Source organism: Streptomyces sp. NPDC014734 (assembly GCF_043083325.1).
Classification (GTDB): Bacteria; Actinomycetota; Actinomycetes; order Streptomycetales; family Streptomycetaceae; genus Streptomyces.
Genome location: NZ_JBIBYN010000019.1, coordinates 49,876 through 76,462, shown reverse-complemented (window position 1 = coordinate 76,462; position 26,587 = coordinate 49,876). Strand labels below are relative to the sequence as shown.

Annotated in this window: 27 protein-coding genes; 9 read left to right on the top strand and 18 right to left on the bottom strand. The window is 71.4% G+C overall.

Translation table 11 applies throughout. The features are described from left to right. Positions 1 to 256 precede the first annotated feature (256 nt). Together galE and ACF1CT_RS26675 are read left to right on the top strand one after the other, a co-directional pair. Entirely contained in the window at positions 257 to 1,309 is a 1,053-nt protein-coding gene (gene galE, locus ACF1CT_RS26680) for a UDP-glucose 4-epimerase GalE (protein WP_391786496.1), read from the top strand. Positions 1,310 to 1,572: 263 nt separating this feature from the next. Beyond that, entirely contained in the window at positions 1,573 to 2,094 is a 522-nt protein-coding gene (locus tag ACF1CT_RS26675) for a DUF2199 domain-containing protein (protein ID WP_391786495.1), read from the top strand. 174 nt (positions 2,095 to 2,268) lie between these two features. Here ACF1CT_RS26675 and ACF1CT_RS26670 read toward each other — a convergent pair whose 3' ends face one another. The 4 genes from ACF1CT_RS26670 to ACF1CT_RS26655 all read right to left on the bottom strand — a co-directional run bounded on the left by ACF1CT_RS26670 (position 2,269) and on the right by ACF1CT_RS26655 (position 6,232). Next, on the bottom strand, positions 2,269 to 2,868 hold the full coding sequence (locus ACF1CT_RS26670; protein WP_391786494.1) for a TetR family transcriptional regulator: 600 nt from the start codon (positions 2,866 to 2,868) through the stop codon (positions 2,269 to 2,271). A gap of 239 nt (positions 2,869 to 3,107) precedes the next feature. Continuing rightward, positions 3,108 to 4,358 carry a GNAT family N-acetyltransferase gene (locus ACF1CT_RS26665; protein ID WP_391786493.1) on the bottom strand — a complete coding sequence of 417 codons (1,251 nt, stop codon included), beginning with the start codon at positions 4,356 to 4,358 and terminating at the stop codon, positions 3,108 to 3,110. 210 nt (positions 4,359 to 4,568) lie between these two features. Then, positions 4,569 to 5,549, bottom strand: coding sequence for an asparaginase (locus ACF1CT_RS26660; protein WP_391786492.1), 981 nt, complete (start codon positions 5,547 to 5,549; stop codon positions 4,569 to 4,571). 47 nt (positions 5,550 to 5,596) lie between these two features. Beyond that, positions 5,597 to 6,232: an ABC transporter substrate-binding protein gene (locus ACF1CT_RS26655; protein ID WP_391786491.1), complete on the bottom strand. Its 636-nt coding sequence runs from the start codon at positions 6,230 to 6,232 to the stop codon at positions 5,597 to 5,599. Positions 6,233 to 6,362: 130 nt separating this feature from the next. On the opposite strand from ACF1CT_RS26655, the gene dtd reads away from it, so the two are divergent. Beyond that, positions 6,363 to 6,812, top strand: a complete 450-nt coding sequence (gene dtd, locus ACF1CT_RS26650; RefSeq protein WP_391786490.1) for a D-aminoacyl-tRNA deacylase — start codon at positions 6,363 to 6,365, stop codon at positions 6,810 to 6,812. 103 nt (positions 6,813 to 6,915) lie between these two features. Here the strand turns inward: dtd and ACF1CT_RS26645 are convergent, their stop codons facing one another. From ACF1CT_RS26645 to ACF1CT_RS26635, 3 genes are all read right to left on the bottom strand, one after another. Next, entirely contained in the window at positions 6,916 to 7,881 is a 966-nt protein-coding gene (locus tag ACF1CT_RS26645) for a YgfZ/GcvT domain-containing protein (protein ID WP_391786489.1), read from the bottom strand. Positions 7,882 to 8,042: 161 nt separating this feature from the next. After that, positions 8,043 to 8,537, bottom strand: coding sequence for a Fur family transcriptional regulator (locus ACF1CT_RS26640; RefSeq protein WP_391786488.1), 495 nt, complete (start codon positions 8,535 to 8,537; stop codon positions 8,043 to 8,045). 181 nt (positions 8,538 to 8,718) lie between these two features. Next, complete coding sequence (locus ACF1CT_RS26635; RefSeq protein WP_391786487.1) at positions 8,719 to 9,291, bottom strand: FABP family protein; 573 nt, start codon at positions 9,289 to 9,291, stop codon at positions 8,719 to 8,721. Positions 9,292 to 9,764: 473 nt separating this feature from the next. Between ACF1CT_RS26635 and ACF1CT_RS26630 the strand changes: the two genes are divergently transcribed. Further along, positions 9,765 to 10,127 carry a DsrE family protein gene (locus tag ACF1CT_RS26630; protein WP_391786486.1) on the top strand — a complete coding sequence of 121 codons (363 nt, stop codon included), beginning with the start codon at positions 9,765 to 9,767 and terminating at the stop codon, positions 10,125 to 10,127. Between the two features lie 113 nt (positions 10,128 to 10,240). Here ACF1CT_RS26630 and ACF1CT_RS26625 read toward each other — a convergent pair whose 3' ends face one another. From ACF1CT_RS26625 to ACF1CT_RS26590, 8 genes are all read right to left on the bottom strand, one after another. Next, on the bottom strand, positions 10,241 to 10,498 hold the full coding sequence (locus ACF1CT_RS26625) for a DUF3099 domain-containing protein (RefSeq protein ID WP_376246118.1): 258 nt from the start codon (positions 10,496 to 10,498) through the stop codon (positions 10,241 to 10,243). A 172-nt stretch (positions 10,499 to 10,670) separates the two neighbouring features. Further along, on the bottom strand, positions 10,671 to 10,958 hold the full coding sequence (locus tag ACF1CT_RS26620; RefSeq protein ID WP_376246115.1) for a DUF1416 domain-containing protein: 288 nt from the start codon (positions 10,956 to 10,958) through the stop codon (positions 10,671 to 10,673). A 59-nt stretch (positions 10,959 to 11,017) separates the two neighbouring features. Next, positions 11,018 to 11,863 (bottom strand): sulfurtransferase, encoded by an 846-nt coding sequence (locus ACF1CT_RS26615; protein WP_391786485.1) that lies wholly within the window; start codon positions 11,861 to 11,863, stop codon positions 11,018 to 11,020. A gap of 160 nt (positions 11,864 to 12,023) precedes the next feature. Continuing rightward, positions 12,024 to 12,131 carry a putative leader peptide gene (locus ACF1CT_RS26610; RefSeq protein ID WP_350983699.1) on the bottom strand — a complete coding sequence of 36 codons (108 nt, stop codon included), beginning with the start codon at positions 12,129 to 12,131 and terminating at the stop codon, positions 12,024 to 12,026. A 323-nt stretch (positions 12,132 to 12,454) separates the two neighbouring features. Continuing rightward, complete coding sequence (locus ACF1CT_RS26605; RefSeq protein WP_391786484.1) at positions 12,455 to 13,144, bottom strand: DUF2993 domain-containing protein; 690 nt, start codon at positions 13,142 to 13,144, stop codon at positions 12,455 to 12,457. A 361-nt stretch (positions 13,145 to 13,505) separates the two neighbouring features. Beyond that, on the bottom strand, positions 13,506 to 15,125 hold the full coding sequence (locus tag ACF1CT_RS26600) for a hypothetical protein (RefSeq protein ID WP_391786483.1): 1,620 nt from the start codon (positions 15,123 to 15,125) through the stop codon (positions 13,506 to 13,508). A 10-nt stretch (positions 15,126 to 15,135) separates the two neighbouring features. After that, positions 15,136 to 15,390, bottom strand: a complete 255-nt coding sequence (locus tag ACF1CT_RS26595) for a MoaD/ThiS family protein (protein WP_391786482.1) — start codon at positions 15,388 to 15,390, stop codon at positions 15,136 to 15,138. Positions 15,391 to 15,431: 41 nt separating this feature from the next. After that, positions 15,432 to 16,331 carry an alpha/beta hydrolase family protein gene (locus ACF1CT_RS26590; protein ID WP_391786481.1) on the bottom strand — a complete coding sequence of 300 codons (900 nt, stop codon included), beginning with the start codon at positions 16,329 to 16,331 and terminating at the stop codon, positions 15,432 to 15,434. Positions 16,332 to 16,646: 315 nt separating this feature from the next. Between ACF1CT_RS26590 and ACF1CT_RS26585 the strand changes: the two genes are divergently transcribed. From ACF1CT_RS26585 to ACF1CT_RS26565, 5 genes are all read left to right on the top strand, one after another. Then, positions 16,647 to 17,471: a winged-helix domain-containing protein gene (locus ACF1CT_RS26585; RefSeq protein WP_391786480.1), complete on the top strand. Its 825-nt coding sequence runs from the start codon at positions 16,647 to 16,649 to the stop codon at positions 17,469 to 17,471. A 78-nt stretch (positions 17,472 to 17,549) separates the two neighbouring features. Further along, positions 17,550 to 18,590 (top strand): LacI family DNA-binding transcriptional regulator, encoded by a 1,041-nt coding sequence (locus ACF1CT_RS26580; protein ID WP_391786479.1) that lies wholly within the window; start codon positions 17,550 to 17,552, stop codon positions 18,588 to 18,590. 160 nt (positions 18,591 to 18,750) lie between these two features. Next, positions 18,751 to 19,788: a S1C family serine protease gene (locus ACF1CT_RS26575; protein ID WP_391786478.1), complete on the top strand. Its 1,038-nt coding sequence runs from the start codon at positions 18,751 to 18,753 to the stop codon at positions 19,786 to 19,788. Between the two features lie 396 nt (positions 19,789 to 20,184). Next, the gene (locus ACF1CT_RS26570) at positions 20,185 to 20,916 is read left to right on the top strand and encodes a response regulator transcription factor (protein WP_391786477.1); all 732 of its coding nucleotides are present in this window, start codon (positions 20,185 to 20,187) and stop codon (positions 20,914 to 20,916) included. Next, positions 20,913 to 22,364, top strand: coding sequence for a sensor histidine kinase (locus ACF1CT_RS26565; protein ID WP_391786476.1), 1,452 nt, complete (start codon positions 20,913 to 20,915; stop codon positions 22,362 to 22,364). The genes ACF1CT_RS26570 and ACF1CT_RS26565 overlap by 4 nt, the downstream gene beginning before the upstream one ends. 40 nt (positions 22,365 to 22,404) lie before the next feature. Here the strand turns inward: ACF1CT_RS26565 and ACF1CT_RS26560 are convergent, their stop codons facing one another. The 3 genes from ACF1CT_RS26560 to ACF1CT_RS26550 form a co-directional block, all read right to left on the bottom strand. After that, on the bottom strand, positions 22,405 to 23,742 hold the full coding sequence (locus ACF1CT_RS26560) for a DUF4157 domain-containing protein (protein ID WP_391786475.1): 1,338 nt from the start codon (positions 23,740 to 23,742) through the stop codon (positions 22,405 to 22,407). Positions 23,743 to 24,282: 540 nt separating this feature from the next. Beyond that, complete coding sequence (locus ACF1CT_RS26555; protein WP_391786474.1) at positions 24,283 to 25,188, bottom strand: phosphatidylinositol-specific phospholipase C; 906 nt, start codon at positions 25,186 to 25,188, stop codon at positions 24,283 to 24,285. 207 nt (positions 25,189 to 25,395) lie between these two features. Next, positions 25,396 to 26,352, bottom strand: a complete 957-nt coding sequence (locus ACF1CT_RS26550) for an ArsR/SmtB family transcription factor (RefSeq protein ID WP_391786473.1) — start codon at positions 26,350 to 26,352, stop codon at positions 25,396 to 25,398. Between the last annotated feature and the right edge of the window lie 235 nt (positions 26,353 to 26,587).

The window sequence follows — 26,587 nt, the reverse complement described above, 5'->3', positions numbered from 1 at the left end:
GATGGATGGGGGTTCAAGTCCCCTCTGCGCCTCTCACATGGCGCGGTAGTTCAAAGGCAGAACACTCGGTATCAGACTGATCCGCGACCCTTAAACGCCGCCGGTGTGCGCAAATGGGTGGCACGCAGAGGCCCGGGAGCTGGATATGCTCCCGGGCCTCGTCACATTCACGGGCCGGGAGCCGTCGGGCGGTGGACGACACGGTCCGCGGGACGGCCCGCACGGGGCACGGAAAGCCATGGAGAGGAAGACGCGCATGAAGGTTCTGATCGCCGGGGGCGCGGGATACATCGGCAGCACGGTGGCGTCCGCCTGCTCGGACGCGGGCATCACCCCGGTCGTCCTCGACAGCCTGGTCACCGGAAGGCGCGAGTTCGCGGCGGGACGGGAGTTCTACGAGGGCGACATCGCCGACGGTCCCCTCATCGACCGGATCTTCGCCGAGCACCCGGACATCGACGCCGTCGTGCACTGCGCGGCCCTGATCGTGGTACCGGACTCGGTGGCGGATCCGGTCGGGTACTACCGGGCGAACGTGGCGAAGAGCCTGGAATTCGCCGAACACCTGCTGCGCAACGGCAGCACCCGCCTGATCTTCAGCTCCTCCGCCTCCATCTACGGCGCGGACACCGACCTGACGGTCGACGAGGACTCCCCCATCGCGCCGCAGAGCCCGTACGCACGCACCAAGGCGGTGTGCGAGGCGATGTTCGCCGACATCGCTGCCGCCCGCCCGCTGCGCGTGCTCTCCCTGCGCTACTTCAACCCGGTCGGCGCGGACCCGCGCATGCGCACCGGGCTCCAGCTTCGGCGCCCGAGTCACGCGCTGGGCAAGATGATCCAGGCGTGGGAGGAAGGGGTGCCGTTCCGGGTCACCGGGACCGACTACCCCACCCGCGACGGGTCCGGGATCCGCGACTACATCCACGTCTGGGACCTGGCCACCGCGCACGTGGCCGCCCTCGCCGCCTTCGACACCCTCCTCCCAGAAACGGGAACGGAAACGGGAACGGGAACGGGAACGGGAACGGGGACCGGGAGCGCGGCCTCCTCCGCCGTCGTCAACGTGGGCACCGGCACGGGCACCACCGTGCGCGAGCTCCTCGACGTGTTCAACAGCGTCGTCGACGCCCCCGTGCCCGCTGTCGACGCACCGGCTCGGCCGGGCGATGTGGCGGGGGCCTACACCAGGAGCGAACGGGCGCGGCGCGTTCTGGGATGGGAGCCCCGCCACTCGCTGGCCGAGGGCATCCGCCACTCGCTGGAGTGGGCGGCCGTGCGCGAGGACGTTCTCGGTCACTCCGTCTGAGGGCCGTCCCGGGCGCACGTCGGCGACGGGGCGGGCGTCGCCCGTCGCGGCACCAGTGCTGAGGCCGGGGGAATTCACCGGCCCGCGACGCCCGGCAGGGTACGGCACCGCACGGCACCGCACGGCACCTCGCCGCCTCGCCGCCTCGTCACATCATCCGCGCACGTCCGGTACGCCGACGACGCTCCGCCCCGCGGCGCACCGCACCGGCGGCGACGAACTTCCCGGCAGACCTTCCCGGTCACCGCACTAGGATCCCGCCCATGGCTATCGACCCCGGCTACACCTGCTCCTCCTGCGGTGAACACCACACGGAACTCCCGATGGGGTACTCGACCATGGCGCCCGACGTCTGGGACGCGGGCCTGGAGAGCGATTCCGACAGCATGCTCTCCTCGGACCAGTGCGTCGTCAGGAACGAGCACTACTTCGTCAAGGGCCTGATCGAGATACCCGTCCTCGGCAGCGACGAGCCCTTCTCCTGGGGCGTATGGGTCTCGCTCAGCCGGACGAACTTCACCCGCGCCCTCGATGTCTGGGAGACTCCCGGCCGCGAGTCGGAGCAGCCGTACTTCGGGTGGCTGAGCACCGAGTTGGGGCTGTACTCGCCCCGCACGACCAACCTCAGGACGAACGTCCACACCCGCTCGATCGGCCGACGGCCCCGCATCGAGCTGGAGCCCACCGATCACCCTCTCGCCATGGAGCAGCGCACGGGCATCACGCGCGACCGGGTACGGGCGATCGCCGAAGCGGTGCTGCACGGCACGGACGTCCGGGCCTGAACCACCGCACCGTCACGGAGACGAGCGCGTCCCCGGCCTCGGCCCCGCTGCTCCGACGGTCACCATCCGCCGGCTCGCATTCATCGGCTCGCATCCGCCGGCTCGCATCCTCCGGCTCGCATCCTCCGGTGCTCATCCTCCGGTGCTCATCCGGCGGTGCTCATCCGGCGGTGCTCATCCGGCGATCCCCGACCGCAGTTGCGCGAAGGCGACCTCGGCGGCCTCGACCGCACCCTCGTACGCCTGGTCGGCGCTCGCGCCCGTGTCGATCCGCCGCCAGTTCTCGATGGCCAGGATGCGCAGTACGGCGACGATCTGGCCCGCGGCCAGTCTGTCCCGCGTCCGGCCGCCGAGCGCGCGGGTGAGCGCCGACTCGGAACGGTTCTGGTAGGCGACCATACGAGCCGCCAGGGACGGGGTCCCGTACAGCATCCGCATGAACGCCAGCACCCCCGGCACGTCGCACAGCCCGGTAATCGGGTCACGCCGGGCCAGGCCGTCGAGGAAGTGGCGGTGCAGCGCGTCCAGCGGGGATTCGTCGTCGGCACGGGCGGCGACCACCCGGGCCGACTCGTCCTCGTGGTCGGCGAACCTGTGCAGCGCCAAGTCCTCCTTGGTCGGGAAATACCGGAACAGCGTCGGCTTCGAGATGTCGGCGGCGGCCGCGATCTCCGCGACCGAGACCTTGTCGAAGCCCCGCTCCACGAACAGCGCGATCGCGATGTCGGAGACCGCCTGGTACGTCAGCTGCTTCTTCCGCTCGCGCAGGCTCATCGGCGCATCGGACGCGTGTGCCGGACGGCCCTCGGCCGCCGGACGGCCTTCCCACGCCGGATGCCCCGCCTGCACCGCATGTGTCGCGTCTTCCGTACGCGTCGCGTCTTCCGTACGCGTCGCTCGTGCCGGAGTCCCGGGGCCGGTCCCGGGACCGGGAATCTCTCCGCTCATGACCATGAAGCGTACGCTCCGGCCCCGAGCGGACTTCACGTCCCGGCCGCCGGGACATCCCGGCGTCAGAACATGTCCGGGCACCAGGCGCGCCGCGTGGCCCGGAACATTCCCTCCGCCAGAGCCACCGCCCCCGGCGTCAGCTCCTCGATCCGGCCCAGGGCGGCCAGTCGGGCCGGTGATTCGTCACCCAGGTAGAGCGTCCCCACCTCCCGTACGTCCAGGGCGATGTCGGCGCTCCGCGTGGTGGGTGCGCAGCTCGCGCCGGACGCTGAGGCGTCCAGACGGTAGCGGCCGCCGGCCAGGCCCGCGTCGTCGCGGATGTCCAGGACGAGCGTGCCGGGCACCGGGTAGGTGCGGGCCTCCAGGGCACGCACGACGTCCAGCACACGTACCCACAGCCAGTCCGCCTGGGTCACGACGCGGGCCGCCCGCGGGTCCGGGAGGAAGAGGGGCAGCAGGTCGTCGGGGGCGCGATGGCCGGTGCGGACCGTGGTGATCCAGTCGATCGAGCAGACGAAGTGCCAGAGCGCACGCTCCGCGGCCGGGGTCATGGCGATGTGGCCGACCACCGTGGCACGGTTCAGCGGTTGCTTGGCATCGCCCCAGTGCTCGTCGGCGCGGTACACGATCAGCCCGGTGGGCGCGCCGTCCGCGTCGGTGTACATCGCGTAGAAGGGTTCCGTCCACGCACCGGGGTCGGGGCGGTTCTCGCCGGTGTTCACCTCCCACCAGCGCGCGTCGCGGTTGACCACTCCGGGCTGCCGGGCGCGCAGCCAGTCGTGGATGGCCGGGCCCAGTTTGCGCACGTCCGCACCGCTCACCAGGTCGATCCGGCCCCCGCCCCATTCCGAGGGGCCCGACCGACGCGGGTCGAGGCCCGCCCGCGGCACGTCGATCTCCCACTCGGTGGTCCACGCGGCAGGTCCGAACCCGTACCGCCCGTAGATCGGATACTCGGCGGCGATCAGTGTGGAGACCACCTCGCCGCGCTCCTTCGCCTCCGCCAGGTCGTCGGCGATCATCCGGTTGAGCAGGCCACGACGCCGGTGCGTGGGCGAGACGGTGACGTTGGTGACCGCGTCGGCCGGCACGCTCGCCCCACCGACGGTCGTGAGTTCCTGTGCGAACGAGCGGAACGTGGCGACGCAGCGCCCCTCATCGAACACACCGCGCGTCCGTGTCAGGTCGGTGTGCGGGAGTCGGTTGGCGACCCCCTGTTCCGTCACTGTCGGGGGGCGCAGGAAGCCGGTGTTGACGGCGCGCAGCCAGTCGGGATAGTCGGATGCGGTGAGCGTACGAAGGTCGAGGGGCATGCGCCCCACGCTAAGGAGTACGCACACGAGATGTCGCAGGGTTTTCGACCCGATCCGGCGGCGGCGACGGTGTGCTTCCCGGCACCCTCTCCGGCTCCCGATCCGGCACCGGTCCCAGCTCCCGCTCCGGCACCGGTCCCGGTTCCGGTTCCCGGTCCGGCGCCGGTTCCGGAACCGGTGCCGGAAGCACGCCGCCGCCGGTGCGACCTCTCAGAACGCCGCGCGGATCTCGCCGACCTCGTCCCCGCCGCCCAGCAGCGGCGCGCGGCCGATCCGGTCGACCACCGGAGTGTCGACGCCGAGCAGTCGCAGCGACCGGGCCAGCACCGGACCCAGTGCCCGCCCGGCACCGTCGTCGATCTTGAAGGCGAGTGCCCGGCCGTCCGGCAGCGCCACCGCCTGCACCGCCTCCGCGCCCATCTTGGAGAGCGTGCCCGGCACCTCCCGCATCAGCCAGGTGTCGGGGCGGCGCGTCCCGGCCACGTACTCGGGGTGGGCCCGCATCGCGTCCGCGACCCGGCGCTCCGCCGTTCCGGGCTCGGCCAGCACGAACGACCGGAAGGCCCGCGCCAGACCCACCAGGCTGATCGCCATCAGCGGCGCCCCGCAGCCGTCGGTGCCGACCGCCGCGACCGGCTCGCCGGCCGTCTCCTCCACCACCTGGTGGACCAGCTCCTGGAGCGGGTGCGACGGGGCGAGGTAGGAATCCCGGTCCCAGCCGTTCGGCGCGCAGGCCGCGAGCATCGCCGCGTGCTTGCCGGAGCAGTTCATGGTGATCCGCTCCCGGACGTGACCGGCGGCGAGGTACGCCTCCGCCTCGACCGGGTCCAGCGGCAGATCGGGCGGGGTCCGCAGATCGCCGGGCGTCAGCCCGTGCTCGGCGAGCATCGTGCGGACGAGGTCGAGGTGGAAGCCCTCGCCGGAGTGGCTCGCGGCGGCCAGCGCCAGCCGCTCCCCGGACAGGTCGAGTCCGGCCCGCAGCACGGCCGCGGCCTGCATCGGCTTGTTCGAGGAACGCGGGAAGACCGGAGCCGCCGGATCGCCCAGGATCCGCTCCACACTGCCGTCGGCGGCCAGGACGACCAGGGAACCGCGGTGACCGCCCTCCACGAAGCCGGACCGTACGACCTCGGCGAGTACGGGGTGGACGGGCGCTGTGGCGGAGGGGGCGTCGGCGGCGCTGGGGGTCATGGTGGCCTTCCGGGAGTGGACGCGGACCCGCCCCCGGAAGGATCGCTTCAGGCGAGCAGGTCGTCGACTTGTGCTTCACCGTCACGGTACCTGCGGGCGATCTCGGCCCCGCAATCGTCGGCGGTGCGCTGCAACTGGTGACGCCGCAGGGAGACCTGCTGCTCATAGCCGACCAGGCGTCCCATCGCGGTGCGCAGCTCTTCGTCCGTGCGGGCGTCGAGGTCGGAGAGTTCGACCTCGGCGAGCGTCTCGGCCGCCAGTCGCCGGTACTCGTCGCTGCGCGGTGTGGTGAGCGTGACGTGCCGGGCGGAGGAACGGTGCCGGGACGGGGTGTCGGCGAGGATCTCCGAGAGCCGGTCCACCACCGGTGTCTCCGGGTCCAGCCGCCGGGCCAGCTCGGCCCGCAGGATGTCGATCCGTCCCTGGACCAGTCGCCGCACATAACTGAGGTCGGCCTCGTCGCGCTGCGAGTCGCGGCGCAGTGTACGCAGCTCCTCCAGTCGCAGACCGGCGAGTTCGGGCCGCGCCTCCGCGTGCGGGCCGTCGGCCCCTCCGTGACCGGTTCGCTGAACGGGTGGGCGCATGGTGCTGGTGCTGGAGTTGCCGCTGGTGCCGCTGGTGCCACTGCCGGTACATGTGACCGGCACGGCACCGGGGGACCGTCCGGTTCCATAGGTGCTCATGCTTGTGTCCATCCCCTCGACCGGTGCGTCGGCGCACCGCCTTCCGAGCATGGTGCCACTTGGGTGGGCCGGTGTGGCCGCTCTGTACCCGTTCAGCCCAAGGCGGGTTGGCCGGGTTAGGTTGGTCTGTATGCGTGCAGTGGTACAGCGGGTGGACGGCGCGAGCGTGACGGTGGCCGACGGAGCGAGCGCGACGGGCGGTCCCGAGGTGGTCGGCGAGATCGTCGGCGAGGGGCTGTGTGTGCTGGTCGGAGTCACCCACGACGACACTCCGGAGAAGGCGGCCCAGCTCGCCCGGAAGCTCTGGTCGGTCCGCATTCTAGAGGGCGAGAAGTCCTGCTCCGACGTGAACGCACCGCTTCTGGTGATCTCGCAGTTCACCCTCTACGGGGATGCCCGGAAGGGGCGCAGGCCCACCTGGAACGCGGCGGCGCCCGGCCCGGTCGCCGAGCCGCTGGTCGATGAGGTGGTGGCCCAACTGCGGGCGCTCGGGGCCCGGGTGGAGACGGGCCGGTTCGGGGCCGAGATGCGGGTCTCGCTCACGAACCACGGCCCGTTCACCGTGATCGTCGAGGTCTGAGCCGCCGACCGGTCCGGGGCCCGGGAACGGGAACGGCCCCGGACCGCGCGCACGAGACGCCCGCCCCGGAAACGGGCTTGGCCCGGCCCATGGCGGCCGGGTGTTACGGCTCCACGATCGTCTCCTGCGCGGCGGCCGTGTCGCCCGCGAGCAGTTCCGCGTCCACCGCGACGTTCCGCTTCACCAGGGCCAGCGCGATCGGCCCCAGCTCGTGGTGGCGGGCGGACGTCGTGATGAAGCCGAGCTGCCGGCCCTCGGCACCATCGGCGGCGAGCCGTACCGGGGTGCCGTGTCCGGGCAGCACGACCTCGCTGCCGTCGAGGTGCAGGAAGACCAGTCGCCGCGGCGGCTTGCCCAGGTTCTGCACCCGCGCCACGGTCTCCTGCCCCCGGTAGCAGCCCTTCTGGAGGTGGACGGCGGTGCCGATCCAGCCCACCTCGTGCGGAATGGTGCGGTGGTCGGTCTCGAAACCGAGGCGCGGGCGGTGGGACTCGACGCGCAGCGCCTCGTACGCCAGGACACCGGCCAGGGGGCCGTGCCCTGCCGCGTACTTCTCCAGGTCGGCGCGGGGCAGGAAGAGGTCCCGGCCGTACGCCGTCTCCCGTACCGTCACCCCTTCCGGGGCCTCGGCGATGGAACCGGCGGGCAGGTGCACCACCGCGAAGTCCTCCGTGCGGTCGGCGACCTCGACCCGGTAGAAGAACTTCATGGACTCCAGGTAGGCGACCAGGTCGTCCTGCGTGCCCGGCTCGGCGTGCATCCACACGGTCCTGCCGTCGTCGACGAGGTAGAGGGCGTGCTCGACGTGCCCGTGCGAGGTGAGGATCAGCGCCTCGGTGGCCTGCCCCGGGGCGAGTTCGCTGACGTGCTGGGTGAGCAGCAGGTGCAGCCAGGCAAGCCGGTCGTCGCCGGTGACGGTGACGACGGCGCGGTGCGAGAGGTCGACGAGGCCGGAACCGTCGGCGAGGGCGCGCTGCTCGCGGAACAGGTCGCCGTAGTGCGCGGCGACACCTTCGTCGCGGCCCTCGGCGGGGACGGCGCCGGGCAGGGACAGCAGGGGGCTCTTCATGCGACCAGCGTACGACGCGGCTCGGGGCCCGTCGGATGGCCTTCGACCGGGAGCGGACAGGGCGGACCGGTGCCTGCGATTCCGGGGCGCCGGAAGCATGGGCGCCGGAAGCATGGGCGCCGGGGCGTGGCCCGTCCGCCCGGAGACGGTCCGTCGCGCCTCTACGCCGTGGAACCGGCCGCGCCGCCCTCCGGTGCCGTGCCGTCGGACTCCGTCCGGCCCACGTTCCCGGAAGCGGCTTTCGCCGTGCAGTCGGCACATCGGCCGAAGATCGCGAAGTGCTTCATGTCGGTGTCGAACCCGAAATCGTCGCGGAGCTTCGCGGTGAAGTCGGCGACGACGGCGACATCGGCCTCGATGACGTTCGTGCAGTCACGGCAGACCAGGTGGATGTGGTGGTGGCGATCGGCCAGGTGGTACGTCGGCGCCCCGTGCCCGAGGTGGGCATGGCTGACCAGCCCCAGCTCCTCCAGGAGTTCCAGCGTCCGGTAGACGGTGGAGATGTTCACCCCGGACGCCGTCCTGCGCACCTCGGAGAGGATGTCGTCGGGCGTCGCGTGTTCGAGTGTGTCGACGGCCTCCAGGACAAGCTGCCGTTGCGGCGTCAGCCGGTAGCCGCGCTTCCGGAGATCGGTCTTCCAGTCGGTGCTCACCACACGCTCAGTGTAGGTCCGGGCGGACCACTTGCCCTCCGTCGAACGGGAAGACCGCCGGACGGGCCGCACGAACGATCCGCCGGACGGGCCGGATGCCCCTGACCACATGACCGGATGCCCCGGGCCGGATGACCGGGGTGCGGGCCGCGATGACCGGGTGCGGGCCGACGTCGGACGCGGGCTACTTGAAGAAGGCGATGCCGTCGTCCGGCAGGTCGCCGAGACTCTTCGCCATCGCCTCGACCTCTTCGGGGGTGACGACCTTCTTCAGGTGGGCCGACATGTACGGGCGCAGTTCCACCTCGGGGGTGGCCTTCTCGCCGACCCACATCAGGTCGCTGTTCACGTAGCCGTAGAGCCGCTTGCCCCCGCTGTACGGGCCGGACGCCGCGGTCCGCGCCACCGCGTCGGTCACCAGGTCGATCTGGGGCTTCTGATCGGCCAGCTCGCCGTACCAGATCTCGATGACGCCCTGGTCGCGAACCATGACGACCTCGACCTTGCGGTCCTTGTCGATGCGCCAGTAGCCGGTCTCGGACTCCAGCGGCCTTACCTTCGCGCCCTCGGAGTCCAGCACCCAGGTGTGCGAGGTGTACTCCAGGAAGTCCCGCCCGTCGTGACGGAAGGAGACCTCCTGGCCGAAGTTGCACTTCTCGGCGCCGGGGAAGTCGGAGACGCCCGCGCCCGCCCAGTTGCCGAGGAGGAAGGCCAGCGGGACGAGGTCCGGATTGAGGTCGGACGGGATCTCGATCATGAGCGGCTCAGTCGATCTGTGAGGGAGGGGGCGGGTGGTTCGCGGATTTCGCAGATGCCGTGGCGGTCAGCGCTGGCCCTGGTACAGCTTCTTCACGGTCAAGCCGGCGAAGGCGAGAACGCCGACGCAGACCAGGACCAGCAGGGCGGAGAAGAAAGCCTCAAGCACGAGAACTCCTTGGAGCGAGCGGTGTGGCAGCGGTACGGCGCCGGGCTCCAGCCTAATGGGTTGGCCCTCGGCGCGCCGGTCCGGGGCTTGTGCGGCGGGGGGATTGTGCGGCGGGGCCGCCCGCGGCAGCCGGAGGCGGGCGGCGACGGCCCGGGACGGACGGAGGGTCCCGGGCGACCGGCGACCGGCGACCGGCGACCGGCGACCGCAGTGAACGCGTGCGCGCCGCGCGTGCCCCGCCGGTGGGCGGGCGGCGGCCCGGAGGTCCGGCCCGTCCGGCCCGTCCGGCGATTACAGTTCGAGCCATGTCGAAGAAGCTCGTGATCAAGGTGACTGCCGGTGCCGACTCGCCCGAGCGCTGCTCGCAGGCGTTCACGGTGGCAGCGGTCGCCGTCGCCAGCGGGGTGGAGGTCTCGCTCTGGCTGACCGGGGAGTCCTCGTGGTTCGCGCTGCCGGGTCGTGCCGCGGAGTTCGAACTGCCGCACGCGGCGCCGCTGCCGGACCTTATCGATTCGATCCGGGCGGCCGGTCTGATCACCCTCTGCACGCAGTGCGCGGCCCGCCGCGACATCACCGAGCAGGACGTCCTGGAGGGCGTGCGGATCGCGGGAGCCCAGGTGTTCGTCAGCGAGATCATGGCCGACGACGTGCAGGCCCTCGTCTACTGACGTGTGCCCGGGGCCCTCGGCCTCACCGAACCGGATGGACCGACCGCACCTGACCGACGGCCGCCACCTGCCCGACGGTCGCCACCGCGGTCCGGCCCGGCTCCTCCGGCGCCTCAGTGCCGCTTCTTGCCGTCGAGTTCGTCCCACCACTCGTCCGACTGCGGGTCGCCGGACGGATCGTCCCACCAGCGGTCCTCCGGCCCCCGTCGATTGGCGACCATGGCCGCGACGGGCGGGATGACCATCGCCACGACGCACATCGCTATCGCGGCGGGCATCGACCACAGCCTCACAAAGGCCCAGGCCGAGACGAAGAGGACGATGCACACGCCCATCATCAGGAAATAGCCGCGACGGCGTCGGGCGTACATGCCTCCAGCGTAGGCCCGATTCCCGCCCGCGCGAACGGCTCGAAGGGCCGTACCCGTGCCAGAAGCGTCCAACCCCTGGGGTACGGCCCTTCGGCCGGTACGTACGGCCGTTCGGCCGGTACGGTGCGTTTCGCCGGGTCGGCCCCGGCCGCGTGCGTCGTCCGTCCGTGTCTCAGACGGCGATGGCGACCTCGGAGAGGCCACCGGTGCTCGCCACGACCGTGCGATCGGCGCTGCCACCCGGAACCAGGGCGCGCACCGTCCACGTGCCCTCGGCCGCGTAGAAGCGGAACTGCCCGGTCGCCGAGGTCGGAACCTCCGCGGTGAATTCGCCGGTCGAGTCCAGCAGGCGCACGTATCCGGTGACGGGCTCGCCGTCACGGGTCACGCTGCCCTGGATGGTCGTCTCACCGGGCTTGATCGTCGAGGCGTCGGGGCCGCCGGCCTTTGCTCCACACATGGTCTTCTGTCCTTCTGCGTCGGGGGTGGTGCTGTTCCGGGTCGTGCGGAGTCTCGCGACTACTTGGCGGCGCCGAGCTCGATCGGCACACCCACGAGGGAGCCGTACTCGGTCCACGAACCGTCGTAGTTCTTGACGTTCTCCTGGCCGAGGAGCTCGTGCAGCACGAACCAGGTGAGCGCGGAACGCTCGCCGATGCGGCAGTAGGCGATGGTGTCCTTCGACAGGTCGACCTGCTCCGCCTCGTAGAGGGCCTTGAGCTCCTCATCCGACTTGAAGGTGCCGTCGTCGTTGGCGTTCTTGGACCACGGGATGTTGCGGGCGCTCGGCACGTGGCCGGGGCGCTGGGACTGCTCCTGCGGGAGGTGCGCCGGGGCGAGCAGCTTGCCGCTGAACTCGTCGGGCGAACGCACGTCGACGAGGTTCTGGTTGCCGATCGCGTTCACGACGTCGTCGCGGTAGGCGCGGATCGTCTCGTCCTGCGGCTGGGCCTTGTACTCGGTGGCCGGGCGGGACGGGATCTGGTCGCCGTCGACCAGGTCGCGGGAGTCGAGCTCCCACTTCTTGCGGCCGCCGTCGAGCAGCCGGACGTCCTGGTGGCCGTAGAGCTTGAAGTACCAGAACGCGTAGGACGCGAACCAGTTGTTGTTGCCGCCGTAGAGGACGACGGTGGTGTCGTTGCCGATGCCCTTCTCGGACAGCAGCTTCTCGAAGCCGGCCCGGTCGATGAAGTCACGGCGTACCGGGTCCTGGAGGTCCTTGGTCCAGTCGATCCGGATCGCGTTCCGGATGTGGTTCTTCTCGTACGCCGAGGTGTCCTCGTCGACCTCGACGAGAGCGACCTTCGGGTCATCGAGGTGGGCCTCGACCCAGTCGGCGTCTACCAGGACGTCGCTGCGGCTCATTCTGTTCTCCTCCGGGGCAGTCTGCGGCGAGATGATGCGAGAGGTGCGTGCTGCGGATGTACGGCGGCGCAGGGTGCGGCGCACGTGCAAAGGCGATGGGACAGGGGCCCTGAAACCGGTCGAAGGGCCGGGAAGGCGCGGGGTACCGAAGGGCTCCCGCTCAGACAGTGCGACAGAGCATGGCGGCGACGCGGCACAGGTCCACTGCCCGCCGCTTCGTGAGATCCGCCCGTCCCCGCTGAGGGAGACCGCCAATGGAGCACTGCATGGGACCGATCGTAGGGACGTGCGGACGGCCGTGTCACCGTCGTGTCGTATATTGAGATGCTTTCGTCCGCGATATGGGATGACGAGGGGGCCCCGGCGCCCCGCGCGCCGCTCGCGTCGCCTCGGCGCACGCCTCTCATCTGCGGAGCGGACACGAACGTCTCAACATGTGATCGGCAGGGTGGGCCGGGACGCCGGACCCGGCCTCCGTGAGCCCCGCGAAGCGGCCCGACAGGACTCACCGGCCTGAACTCTCCGACCAGGACTCACCGGCCGGGACTGTACGGCCGGGACTTGTCCGGCCGGGATTCTCCGAGAGGGCTCTCAGCCGGCGAGCTCTACGTCCGTTCCCGTCACCGCGATCTCCACGCCCTCGGCGGTCGGCTGGATCTTCTGCAGCTTCAGCCCGCTGGGCAGGCCACCGACCTCCTGTTGGAAGTCGGTCTTCCGGCGCACCAGGCCCTCCAGCCCGGGTATGCCCCCGCCCGGCACCTTGTCGGCGTGCACCTTGAGCGTGTGGCCGCCGACCAGGGTGACGGTGGAGAGCACGCTGCGCGAGATCGGCTGCCCGAGGACGTCGACGGTCCCGGTCACCTTCACCTTGCCGTTGCCGCCGTACTCGACGGCGACCCCGTCGCTCGCCGCCTTGGTCAGGTCCTCGTACGAGATGACGGCGGTGCCGTCGGCGCGGGCCGCGGTGGCGCCGGTATAGCCGCTGGTCAGCCTGATCTCGTGCAGCGCGGCGTTCATCCGGCTGATCCGGAGCCTGCGACCGCCCGCCTCGGTCTCGATGCCGCTGAGCTCGACATCGACCTCGTCGACCTGCGAACCGGCGAGCTGGGTCAGGAACGGGAAACCCTTGATGGAGACGTCCGTGGAGCCGATCGAGGCGCCCTCGACCCGGATCCGCCCCTCGACCTCCGACTCGGCGAAGTACACCGCCGCCCGGTCGACGGCGACGAACAGCCCGCCGAGAACCACCACGACGACCAGGAGTACCCGCAGTGCGCGCATGCCCGTTCTTCCCCCCCCTGCCGTCCGGCCGGAGCCCCAACCGGAACACGGCGCCCGCGCGTCCGCTGTGCACGCGGCCCACCCTGGTTGATCGACGAGCGGACGCCCCTTTCGGTTCCCGATTCCGGTTCCCGAAGGCGGACGTCCCGGAAGGGTGGGAGTCCCGGAAAGGCGGACATCCCGGAAAGACGGGAGTCCCGGGGCGTGCCGGGGACACCCTGGTCCACTTCCACCACGCCCGTTCCCACCCCGGCACCCCGCCCCCGACCGCAGCCCCGCCCCTCACTGGTGCACCTGGTACCCCGCCTCCCCGATCGGGGACCTGGAGAAGTACCGGGCAGGCGGCTGACCGCCGATCGGCTCAACCGCGGGAAAGCAGACGGCCGATCAGGTAGACGGCGGGGGCCGCGGCGGTCAGCGGCAGCGCCACACCGGCCGTCATGTGGACGAACCGCGAGGGATAGTCGTAGCTCGCGGCCCGCAGCCCGATCAACGCGCACACGCCCGCTCCCAGGCCCAGCAGCGCTCCCTGCGCTCCGAGGTCGGTGAGCGCCCCGGCCCCGGCCCCGGCGCCCGTGGCGGCGAGCAGCGCCACCACGACCGACACCGGCCCCGGCAACGGCAGCGCGCGGACGACCGCGGCAGCCGCGACCGCCACCCCGCCCACCGTCACCGCGTCCGGCACCGCCGCGAGATGCCCGGCGGCCAGGACCGAGAGGGCGGCCGAGACGACGGTGGCCATCAGCCCGTACATCCGCTCGTCCGCGTCCGCGCGGCTGCGGAGCTGGAGGACCACGGTGAGCAGCACCCACACGCCGAGGGCGCCGAGCAGCGCGGCCGGGCCGTTCTCCCGGCCGGCGGCGAGCAGCGCGACATCGGCGACGAGCCCACCGGCGAACGCGAGCGCGATGCCCTGCCGGGCGGGCCACATGCCGTTCAGCCTGAACCATCCGGCCGCGGTCACGGCCTGGAGCAGCACCACCGGTACGAGCAGGGCGTACGGGCCGACCGAGGCGCCGAGGGCGAGCAGCAGCCCGAGTACGGCGGTGATGCCCGCGGGCTGGATGCCCGGCGGGATGATCGGCGAACGGCCCTCGGCGCGGGCGCGCTGGGCATCGGTGACGCGGCTGTTGCCCAGGGTGGTGGGCGCGCCGTATCCGTCGGTGTCCGGCGAGGGCGCGGGGACGGCCGGGGACACGCCGGACGACGCCACCGATCCGGTGGACGCCAACCCGGTGGGCGCCGTCCCGGCGGGTCCCGCCGGGACCTCGGGGGGCAGCGGGTGGGAACCGGTGGCACCCGGCGGGTGCGGCTGGACGTACGGCGGCAGGTACGCGGTCTCGGCGGCGGCAGGAACGGCCCCCGGTACCGGTACCGGCCCGGCCACCGCGCCCTGATCGCCCTGATCGCTCTGGTCGCCCTGTCCGGCGGGCCGTCGAAGGACCGGCTGGTACTGGGTGTCCCAGGTCTGGCCCTCCCAGGTCTGGGCGACCTCGGGGTCGTGGGGGCCCTGCCCGTGTCCGGGGCCGGACGGTTCGGCGGGCTCGTACGTCTGCGCCTGCCCCATCGGCCACGCCTGCCCGGCGTTCGCCGCAGGGGCCCGGTCCCGGCCGTACGGGCCGGGCGTCGGGGCACCGTAGGACTGACCGCCGTAAGCCTGCTGTCCGTGGGCGCCGAGGGCCCCGGCGTCGTACGGCAGCCGGCTCCCGTACGACTGGTCTCCGTACGCCTGCTGGTTTCCGTGCGCCTGGGGCTGCGGCTGTCCGTACGGCTGGTTCCCGTACGACTGGTCTCCGTGCACCTGCTGGTTTCCGTACGGCTGCTGGTTTCCGTACGGCTGGGGCTGGGGCTGCCGGCCGTAGGGCTGCGCCTGCTGGGGCTCCTGGCCGTGCGACGGGGCGTCGTACCCCGGCCCGTACCCCTGCCCGTACCCCTCGCCCGGGGTCCGGCCGTACGGATGCTGCTGATCGTTGCTGCTCATGTTCTGGGGTTCACCCTCCTGCGAACGGCGGGAGCACCTCGACCGTGCCGCCCTCGGCAAGGCGTACGGTCTCATGCCCACGACCCCCCACGGGGTCTCCGTCGATGAGGAACGAGCACCTCCGCAGCACTCGGGTGAGCTCGCCGGGGTGCCGCTCGCGCACCGCGTCGAGGGCCTCGGCCAGGGTCGCGGCCGTGTACGGCTCCTCCGCGATCCCGGCTGCTGCCTTGGCGGCGGCCCAGTAGCGAATCGTTCCCACAGGCATGGCGGCGCTCCTCTCGTCTCGCGTCAGCTGCCCATCATGAATCACCGCACCGCCCAGCCCCCGATGCGGGTGAGCAGGTCCTCGTCGGCGGCGTTCTCGGCATGGCCCATGCCGTGCTCCAGCCACAGTTCGGCACCGTCGCCCGCCGCTTCGGCCAGCATCCGCGGATGGTCCAGCGGGAAGTACGGGTCCCGGTCCCCGTGCACGATCAGCAGCGGGACCGGGGCGATCAGCCCGGCCGCCTCGAACGGCGCGAGCGGCACGGGGTTCCAGTCGTCCCGGTCGATGCGGGTGCCGAATCCGTAACGCCCGACCAACCGCCCGGTGGGCCGGGTGACCATCCAGTGCAGGCGGCGCATCGGGGCCGTGCCCCGGTAGTACCAGCGGGCGGGGGAACTCACCGCCACCACCGCGTCCGCGTGCGCCGCGGCTCCGCCCTCCGCTCCCCCGTCGCCCGCTCCCGCGGCATGCAGTGCCCCGTTCCGCAGCACCACGGAGCCGCCCATCGAGAACCCGACGGTCACCACCCGGCGATACCCCAGCACCCGCGCCCACCGCACCGCGGCGGCCAGGTCCAGCACCTCGCGATCGCCCACCGTCGACCGGCCGCCGGACCCGCCGTGTCCCCGGAACGAAAAGGTGATCACGGCCGCGTGCCGCCCCAGCACGCCTGCCGCACGCCGCAGCGCGGGCCGGTCGAGCGAACCGGTGAAGCCGTGCGCGATCACGATCGCCGTACCGTCCGCCACACCACTGTCCACCGCCGCGCCGTCCGCCGCCGTGCGCGGTTCGTGCGCCGCCTCGATCCGGACAGCGTCGTCGGTCAGCAGGGAGGCGCGCGAGGAACCGGACCCCGGCCCCGGACCGGACAGGGGCGGAGAACCGGGCGTGAGCAAGGGAACAGCGGAATCGGGAAATCGTCCCTCGGACACAGAACTCATGTGGGCTATTCTGCTGGGAAGAGGATCCGGGCAGAGCAGCCCCCGGGTCCTTTTGCGCTTTTCCGGCGTTGTTACGGCGACGTTTCCACAAGCTCAGCGGCCTCGGAAACGGGGTCGGCCCCTGTAAAGACCGCACCAGGATCAGGACCCGGACCAGGCAGAAGCAGGACCCCGCGCAAACAATCGAAGAAGTGCCGCATACTCCCCCGGGCCGGGCCCGGGAGTGCCCCTCTCGCAGGGAACGAGGAGGACCGACGTAATGGGCGAGCGAACCGTGCATGATCATCGACCGACGACCCGGGCAGGTGGGCGTCGATGAGTTCACTGCTGCTCCTGACGAATGCGCTCCAGCCGTCGACGGAGGTGCTTCCCGCCCTCGGCCTCCTGTTGCACAGCGTGCGGGTGGCACCCGCCGAGGGCCCGGCGCTCGTCGACACCCCGGGTGCCGACGTCATCCTTGTCGACGGCCGCCGCGATCTGCCGCAGGTACGGTCGCTGTGCCAGCTCCTGCGGTCCACCGGGCCGGGCTGCCCGCTGCTCCTCGTCGTGACCGAGGGCGGACTCGCGGCCGTCACCGCCGACTGGGGCATCGACGACGTGCTGCTGGACTCGGCAGGACCGGCCGAGGTCGAGGCCCGGCTGCGGCTGGCGACCGGCAGGCAGCAGTTGACGTCCGACGACTCCCCGATGGAGATCCGCAACGGCGATCTGTCGGTCGACGAGGCGACGTACAGCGCGAAACTGAAGGGCCGGGTCCTGGACCTCACCTTCAAGGAATTCGAACTGCTCAAATATCTGGCCCAGCATCCGGGCCGGGTGTTCACCCGCGCCCAGCTCCTCCAGGAGGTCTGGGGCTACGACTATTTCGGCGGCACCCGGACGGTCGACGTCCATGTACGGCGGCTGCGCGCCAAGCTCGGCCCCGAGCACGAGTCGCTGATCGGCACGGTCCGCAACGTCGGCTACCGCTTCGTCGTACCGGAGAAGGCGGAGAAGGCGGAAAGAGCGGAGAAGACGGAAAGGGCCGAGAGAACGGAGAGGGCCGAGACGGCGGAACGCGCCGCCGGGAAGGCCGGGGAGCGGACCGGTGCCCGGAGCGCGGCGGGGGCGGCCACCGGGTCCGTTACCCGTTCGGAGTAGCCCGCGACGGCCGGGTACGCGGAACGAGCCCTGGTACGGCCTGCCTCTCGGTGGGTCGATCCGCGTAGACTGCCGCGCGTGGCCAAGGTGACGCGGGACGATGTGGCGAGACTGGCGGGTACGTCGACCGCGGTGGTCAGCTATGTCATCAACAACGGACCGAGGCCGGTCGCCCCGGCCACGCGCGAGCGGGTACTCGCCGCGATCAAGGAACTGGGCTATCGGCCCGACCGGGTTGCCCAGGCGATGGCCTCGCGCCGGACCGACCTCATAGGAATGATCGTTCCGGACGCCCGGCAGCCGTTCTTCGCGGAAATGGCGCACGCGGTGGAACAGGCCGCCGCCGAGCGCGGAAAAATGGTGCTCGTCGGCAACTCCGACTACCGCGACGAGCGCGAGGTCCACTATCTGCGGGCCTTCCTCGGCATGCGGGTCTCCGGTCTGATCCTGGTCAGCCAGGGCCCCAGCGAGCGGGCCGCGGCCGAGATCGAGGCATGGGACGCGCGAGTGGTGCTGCTGCACGAGCGGCCGGAGGCGATCGAGGACGTCGCGGTCGTCACGGACGACGTCGGCGGCGCCCAGCTCGCCACCCGGCACCTGCTGGAGCACGGCAACGCGTACGTGGCCTGCTTCGGCGGTGTGGAATCGACCCCGGTGGTCGGTGACCCGGTCGCCGACCACATCGAGGGCTGGCGCCGCGCGATGCACGAGTCGGGGCGCTCCACGGAGGGCCGCCTCTTCCAGGCCCCGTACAACCGTTACGACGCCTATCAGGTGGCGCTGAAGCTGCTCGCGGGACCGGACAGGCCGCCGGCGATCTTCTGTTCCACGGACGACCAGGCCATCGGGGTGCTGCGGGCCGCCCGCGAGCTGCGGATCGACGTGCCCGGGGAGCTCGCGGTGGCGGGATTCGACGACGTGAAGGAAGCCGGTCTGACCGATCCGCCGCTGACCACGGTCTCCTCGGACCGCCCGGCGATGGCACGGGCCGCCGTGGACCTGGTGCTCGACGACTCGTTGCGGGTGTCGGGGTCGCGGCGGGAGCGGCTGAAGCAGTTCCCCTCGGCGCTGGTGGTCCGGCGCTCGTGCGGCTGCGGAGAGCCCGCCCTCGGGGCGTGAGCCCCGGACACGTAAGCCTCGGGGCGTGAGCCCCGGGACCGTGACGGTGCCGCACGGCCTCCGATGCCCGTCCGGCGCTTATACAGGACATACGAGCTTCTGCCGGGCTTCTCAGGGCGCGCTCAGGCTTCTCTCATCTTCGACAGCGACGCTTTTGGACATGACAGAGAGCCAGCGCCCGAGCGGCGAGTACCCGATGTACCCCTCGTACGGCAACGGTGACGCGTCGTACCCGCCACCGCCCTCCTACCTGCCCACGCCCCACGAGCCCGACGAGCCGGCCGCACCGCGCGGCCGTCGGCCCCGCCGCCCGGTGGCCCTGCTGGCGGCCGTGGCGATCGCGGCGGCGCTGGTCGGCGGCGGCACCGCCGCTCTCGTCGGCGAGCTGACCCGCGGCGACACCGGCACCGTGGGCGGCGGCGTCGTCTCCGGCACCACGGTCTCGCAGAGCAGCAAGGGCACCGTCGCCGGTGTCGCCAAGGCCGTCTCGCCGATGATCGTCGAGATCAAGGCCGCCTCGAACGCGGGCGAGTCCACCGGCTCCGGCGTCGTCATCACCTCCGACGGCGAGATCGTCACCAACAACCACGTCATCTCCGGCGCCTCGTCGATCAAGGTGACGCTCAGCACGGGCAAGACGTACTCCGCGGAGGTCGTCGGCACCGACGCCGACAAGGACCTCGCGCTCATCAAGCTCCAGGGCGCGAGCGGACTGAAGACGGCCACGCTGGGCGACTCCTCGGCCATCGCGGTCGGCGACCAGGTCGTGGCGATCGGCTCCCCCGAAGGACTCACCGGCACCGTCACCAGCGGCATCGTCTCGGCCCTCGACCGCGACGTCACGGTCGCCAAGGACAGCGACAACGGGCAGGGCCGGAGCCAGGGGCAGGGCCAGGGCGGGTTCGGGGAGCAGTGGCCGTTCGAGTTCGGCGGCCGGCAGTTCAACGGCGACACCGGGGACTCCACCACCACCTACAAGGCCATCCAGACCGACGCCTCCCTCAACCCGGGCAACTCCGGCGGCGCGCTGATCAACATGAACGGCGAGATCATCGGCATCAACTCCGCCATGTACTCGGCGAGTTCGTCCAACGGCTCGGGCAGCGGCGACGCGGGCAGCGTGGGTCTGGGCTTCGCCATCCCGGTGAACACGCTCAAGGCCGACCTCGACTCCCTGCGGTCGGGCAACGGCTCGTAGCCGGCCCCCGGCGACGACTCGTCACGCGCACCGGCAACAGCGCGGACGCGAACCACTCGCACCCCGGCCCACCGAACCGGCCCACCGAACCGTCCGGCCATCACCCCACCGGCCCGTCTCATCACCCCGTCCCGTCCGGCCATCACCCCACCGGCCCGTCTCATCACCCCGTCCCGTCCGGCCATCACCCCACCGACCGCGGTTCTCCGTACGGCCGTCGCCTCGCACCCCCGTGCCCCGAGCCCCGGGCGTGCGAGGCTGGGAACATGGGGAGCGTCGCGTGCGGGCAGGCCCCGAGCCGCTCGGGACCGCCCGCACGACGCGCCCGCCGTGTCCCGCCCCCGCGGCCGGGTACCCGTACGGAACAAGAGAACGAGAAGAAGAGGACGAAGAGCGATGAGCCCCGCCGAAGACGATCCGCAGCGCATCCTGATCGTCGACGACGAACCCGCCGTGCGCGAGGCGCTGCAACGCAGCCTCGCGTTCGAGGGATACGGCACCGAGGTCGCCGTCGACGGCCTCGACGCCCTCGCCCGGGCCGAGTCGTACGCGCCCGACCTCATCGTCCTCGACATCCAGATGCCCCGGATGGACGGCCTGACGGCGGCCCGCAGGCTCCGCTCCGCCGGGACCACCACCCCCATCCTGATGCTCACCGCCCGCGACACCGTCGGCGACCGGGTCACCGGGCTCGACGCGGGAGCCGACGACTACCTGGTCAAACCGTTCGAACTGGACGAGCTCTTCGCCCGCATCCGGGCCCTGCTGCGCCGCAGCTCGTACGCGTCCGCGACGGCCGACACACTCACCGGTGACGACAACGTGCTCGCCTTCGCCGACCTGCGGATGGACCTCGCCACCCGCGAGGTCACCCGGGGCAGCCGCCGGGTCGAACTCACCCGCACCGAGTTCACCCTGCTGGAGATGTTCCTGGCGCACCCGCGCCAGGTCCTGACCCGCGAACAGATCCTCAAGGCCGTCTGGGGCTTCGACTTCGAACCGAGCTCCAACTCTCTGGACGTGTACGTGATGTACCTGCGCCGCAAGACGGAGGCGGGCGGTGAACCGCGCCTCGTGCACACGGTGCGCGGCGTCGGTTACGCGCTCCGCGCGGGCGGCGACGGATGACCGCGTTCGTCCACCGGTTCCGCGCCCTGCCGCTGCGCACCCGGCTCGCGCTGCTGGTGACGACGGCGGTGGCGGTAGCGGTCGCGGCGGTCGCGGCGGCCTGCTGGTTCGTGACCCGGCAGCAGTTGGAGGACCAGCTGGACTCCTCGCTGCGCAGTTCCAAGGTCGACCCGACCTACCTGTCGAAGCTGTACGACTACTGCCGGGGCACCACGGCGCTGCCGCCGCGGCCGTTCGCCGGGAAGTACACCGTCCAGCTCTTCGACTCCCAGGGCACGGTGTGCATCTCCCCCGGTGTGTCCCCGCTCCCGGTGAGCGCGGCCGACATGGCGGTGGTCGACCAGGACGAGCCCGACGCACTGCACTCGGCGAGGGCCGAGAACGGCACCAGGATGCGGGTCTACACCTACCCGCTGGTGCAGGTGACCCAGTTGCCGAGCGGGACCACCGGCCGGATCGCCGTCTCCATCGCCCGCCCGCTCAGCGAGATCGACGACCCGCTGTCCACGCTCGCCTGGGTGCTCCTGGCGGTCTCCGGCATCGGTGTCGTCGGTGCGGGCGCGGCCGGACTGTGGGTCGCCCGCACGGGGCTGCGGCCCGTCGACGAACTCACCGAGGCGGTCGAGCACGTCGCCCGCACCGAGGACCTGACCGTCCGCATCCCCGTCGAGGGGGAGGACGAGATCGCCCGGCTGTCCCGTTCGTTCAACTCCATGACCGCCTCCCTCGCCAGCTCCCGGGACCGCCAGGCCCAGCTGATCGCGGACGCCGGTCACGAACTGCGGACCCCGCTGACCTCGTTGCGCACCAACATCGAGTTGCTGGCCCGCAGCGACGACACCGGCCGGGCCATCCCGCCCGACGACCGCAGGGCCCTGATGACGTCGGTGAAGGCCCAGATGACGGAACTGGCGTCGCTCATCGGCGACCTCCAGGAACTGGCCCGCCCCGACGCGGCGACGCCCGGCCCGCTCCAGGTCGTCGCCCTGCACGACATCGCGGACACCGCCCTGGAGCGCGCCCGTCTGCGCGGCCCCGAGCTGACCATCCGGGCCGACCTGACCCCGTGGTACGTACGGGCCGAACCCGCGGCGCTGGAGCGCGCGGTGGTCAACGTCCTGGACAACGCGGTCAAGTTCAGCCCGCCGCACGGCACGATCGAGGTCGTCCTGCGGGACGGCGAGCTGACCGTGCGGGACCACGGCCCCGGCATCCCCGCCGAGGACCTCCCCCACGTCTTCGAACGCTTCTGGCGCTCCCCGTCCGCCCGCCAGCTCCCCGGCTCGGGCCTGGGCCTGTCCATCGTCGCCCGCACGGTCCAGGCGGCGGGCGGAACGGTGTCCCTGCGCCGACCGGCACCGGACGAGGGCGACGACGGGGCGGCCGGGTACGGCACGGTGGCATCGATCCGGCTGCCGGGCGCCCCGCACCCGCCGCCGGGGCTGTGAGACGGGACGGGACGGGCGTCCCGATGCCCGCGCCGACGGTTCACGGCAGGTGGCGATCGGAGGCGTGCGCACCGGTACCGGTGAGGAATTCCACGTCCATCTTGAACTGCGTGTTGGTCATTTTGTTCGACTTTCTGTTGTTGCACCAGGCATGCACGATCTGAAGGTTCCTCACGTCGTTGTACATCATTACTTCCTGCCCGCGCGAATTCACCGGATGAAGTGCCGGATCACCCCGATACTTCTCAAATTGGTTGCTGACCATCGAATCCCAGGAGACGATGTGGTCGACCTCGGAATTCAGCTGTTCCACAGCATTTCCGCACAGGGCGCAGTCGTAGTGCGCGACCGGCTCCGGACTGAACTGCCCGGTTCTCATTTCGTGCGGCGTTTCGGTGTAGACGTACATGAGCGTTTCCGGCGCGAAACTGGCCCGCCTACCGGTCGCCGGACTGTTCAGCGAGCGGGAACCGATCGCGGCGTTCGCCAGCTTCGCCTTCCCGCCCGCAGTCGCCTGCGCCACGACGGGTTGGCTGCTGAGGTGCTTGTCCGGTCGGTACACACCCCGATCCGTCAGGAAATCGATGTCCATGACGATCTGGGCACGTTCCTTGTCCCCCGATTTCCGATTGTTGCAGACCGCATGCACGATCTGGAGATTTTCCAGGTCGTTGTAGATCAGCAACTCCTGCCGACGATTGTTCACCGGGTACACGTTCGGGTCGTCCTGGTACCGGGAGAATCCTTTGTCCTTGAGATTTTCCCAAGAGACGATGTGGTCCAGATCCGCCTCACGCTGCTCCACAGGTTTTCCGCAGACCCCGCACGTGTAGTGGGCGACGGGGTTCGGCCCGTAATTCCCCTCCTTTCTTGTGTACTGCGAATTCTTGTAGAGGTACCCGACCGTCTGGTTGTGGAAGGTTCCGCGTTCCCCGGTCGCCTGGGTGCCGGCCGATCGGGAGCCGATGGAATCGGCCGCGACCCGGACGGGTACCCGCTGGATCGCGGGGCCGGTCGCCCCGGTACCCCCGACCGGCGCCGTACGTACGGAGCCGCCGCGCTGCCGCCCCGGCGGATGCCCGGCGGGCCGTGACATCGCACGGGACGCGTTCGCCTCGGCCTCGCGTTCGAAACGGTCGTGCGGGTCGCTGATGCTCAGGCCGTCGCCGTGGTCGGTGCCGGACACCCGGCCCCGGCGCTGCTGGATGACGTGTGTGAGTTCGTGGGCGAGGGTATGCGGGTCAGCCCCGCCGTGGCCGATGACCACATGGCTGCCGGAGGTGTAGGCGCGGGCCCCGACTTCGGCGGCGGACGCCCTCGCTGCGGCGTCGTCGTGGATACGGACGTCGGTGAAGTCCGCGCCGAGCCGGTCCTCCATCTCGGTACGGGTGGCCTCGTCAAGGGGCCTACCGCTGCCACGGAGAACACCGTGGACGGCGGAGCGCTGCACCCGGGGCTGCCGCTCGGCCGGGTGCCCGCAGTCGGCGTCGTGCCGATGCCGGCCGTCCTCCCCGAGGCGGCCCGCAAGACGGAGCATCTGGACGACGACCTCGTTCCCGACGCTGCCCTGGAGCGCGGCGAGCCCCGGGAACGGCACCTGTTCCTCGGCCGAGAGAGGCCGGGCCGACGGCGTACGGCCGTTCGCGGACACGGTCGTGGACGTGGACATCCTGTCGTTCTCTCGGGCGTGCACGGGACCTCTTCCCACGCAGGAATGCGACTTCTCCTGGGTACCCGCGCTCGTTCACCGGGGCCAGGGTTCGAGGGGCAGCATGCGCTTGCCGGGCGGACAACGTCGGTTGCCCCGGCCGACGGATTCCTCACCGCTTCCGGGCCGGGCACGACCACCGATCACGTCCGCCTCCCCCACCCGCTCGGGCCGCTCAGCCCCGCGTTCCGCCGGTCCCCCGGCCCCGCTTCACCGATCCAGCGGGTTGTGCCGGATCAGCGATTCGACGAGCCCCGGCCGGGTGGCGGGGAAGTCCAGCGGGACGATTCCGAGGCCGGTCCAGCCTGACGCCTCGGAACCGTCGAGGAACGACTGCACCTGCGGGTTGAGCCGGTCCGCGTTCCAGCGCGGCGGCATCAGGGCGGCGGTGCTGACGTAGTTCATGTACAGCTTCCCCGGCTGCTGGGCCGCCTTGCGGAACTGGGACTCGATCTCGGGGTACTTGCCGAACGGCTCCGCCATGTAGTCGTCCTGGATGTCGAACAGCGCGGAGTCGGCGTAACGGACCCCGGGGAGACCGCCGTTGTCGGCGAGCAGCACCACACTGCCGCGCGCCTGACCGAGCGAGGGGAGCGCCGGGTCGATGTGGAAGAGGGGGCGCCATCCCCGGACGTCGAGGTAGTCGTCGAAGATGCGACGGAAGGTGTCGTCGCCGTCCTCCGAGTACTCCTGCTTGACCCGCATCAGCACCGTCTCGGCGGGGTGGGCGGCAAGGAAGTCCCAGCAGGCGCCGAGCACGTCGCCGAACATCAGGTTCTGGTACGAGGCCCCGTGGTGGATGGCGAAGGAGCCGTCGGTGACCCGGCACCGTACGTCGAGGAAGCGCAGCCCGCTGTCCAACTGCTCGGCGATCGTGGTGTTCTGGCACTCGGTCCAGGGCCCGCCGTACCGGGCGCCGGAGTCGTGCGAACCGGGAATCGTCAGGCGCTGCAGCGCGGTGGCGTCGGGAAGGGCGCCCATCCAGTCCCGGGTGGTGAGGGCCTGCCGCGTCCCGGCCGAGGCCTGTCCGGCACCGAGGAGAACGGTGGCGGTGGCGGCGAACGCGCCGGCCAGGAAGGTACGACGCGAACCGGTGTACGCGGTGTACGGGCTCATGCGGGGATGCCTCCGTCTGCGGTGGGGGGCGAAGCCCTCGGATTATGTCGGGTCCACGTCATAGCCGGAACAGGGCCGCGCCACCGAACCGGCCACGTGACGGAACGGGGCCGCGTGACGGAACGGGGCCGCGTGCGTCACGGAACCGGCCCGTGCGGGAGGAACCCGCTCCCGCACGGAGCGCGGCGCCTCCATGGCCGACGCGCGTCATCGGCTCAGGACCGGACCGCCGAGCAGGTCCAGCCCCAGCGGGGTGCAGGAGTGCCAGACCGCCTTGCCCTCGCGCCGGGTGACGATGAGGCGCGCGTCCCGGAGCGCCTTCGCGTGTTCGGACGCCGACGACTTGCTGATGTCCAGCTCCCGCGCGATGTCCGTGGTGGTGAGCTGACGGGTGAGCAAACCGAGGGCCGCGGCCCGGGTCCGCCCCAGCAACGCGGTCAGCGGATCGTCCTCGTCGTGCGCCTGGAGCAGCGGCAGGGGAGTCAGCGCCGGATAGATGAGAGTGCTCGGGGAGTCGTCGTGCACGGCCATCAGGGGCGGCCCGTCCCACATCGCGGACGGCAGCAGCACCAGGCCGTGCCCGTTCAGGGCGACGTCGGCCTCCTTGTCGCAGGCGAGGACCAGGGTCGTCCCCTCCCAGTGGCTGCCGGGGACGAGACCGGCCAGCGTCGCGCGTATCCCCTGTTCGGCCAATTGCCGTGTGCGCCAGGCGCGTTCGGCGTCGAATCCCGACCGGATGCGGCTCCAGGACGGTTCCACGAAGCCCGCGTGCGCGGACCGGAGCACCCGTTCCAGTTCTTGCCAGGCGTCCCGGTCCCGGTCCGCCAGTCCGCGGATCCACGGGGTGACGGGACGGCTCGTCCGGCACACCCGTGCCAGCTCCGTGCGCACGGTGTCCGTGCGGGCCGACAGCACGGCGTCGAGGCCGTCCTCCAGTCCGCGGCTCATCGGGTCGAGGAACATCGGGCCCGTCGCCGTCGGAGGGACCAGCTCCAGCAGCCTGCGCGCCTCGCGCGGGAAGCCCGCGCGGATCGTGTGCCGCCACCGTCCGAAGACCGGCGAGACCTCCCGCTGAGCCATCGCCGCCACCAGGACCAGCTCCATCAACGGTGCGGGCCCGGCGGCGAAGGTCACCCCCAGTAAGTCCTCGGGTGTCAGTCGCACCCTGAACATCCGTCCCCCTCGTTCCCCGGCGCGGGCTTCTTCCCGGCCTCACCTCACGGCTCCCGCGCCCCCATGGTTCGGTCACGGCCGAACACATCGCCGTCCTCCGGCCCGCCCCCGACCATGGAACACGCAACGCATTCGAGGGTGGCCCCGGTCGCCCCGGGGCGAAAGCACCTATTCGGCCCTGTGCGCACCAGCGCGCCGGGCCGCGCAGGGACCGGACGGGGGCCGG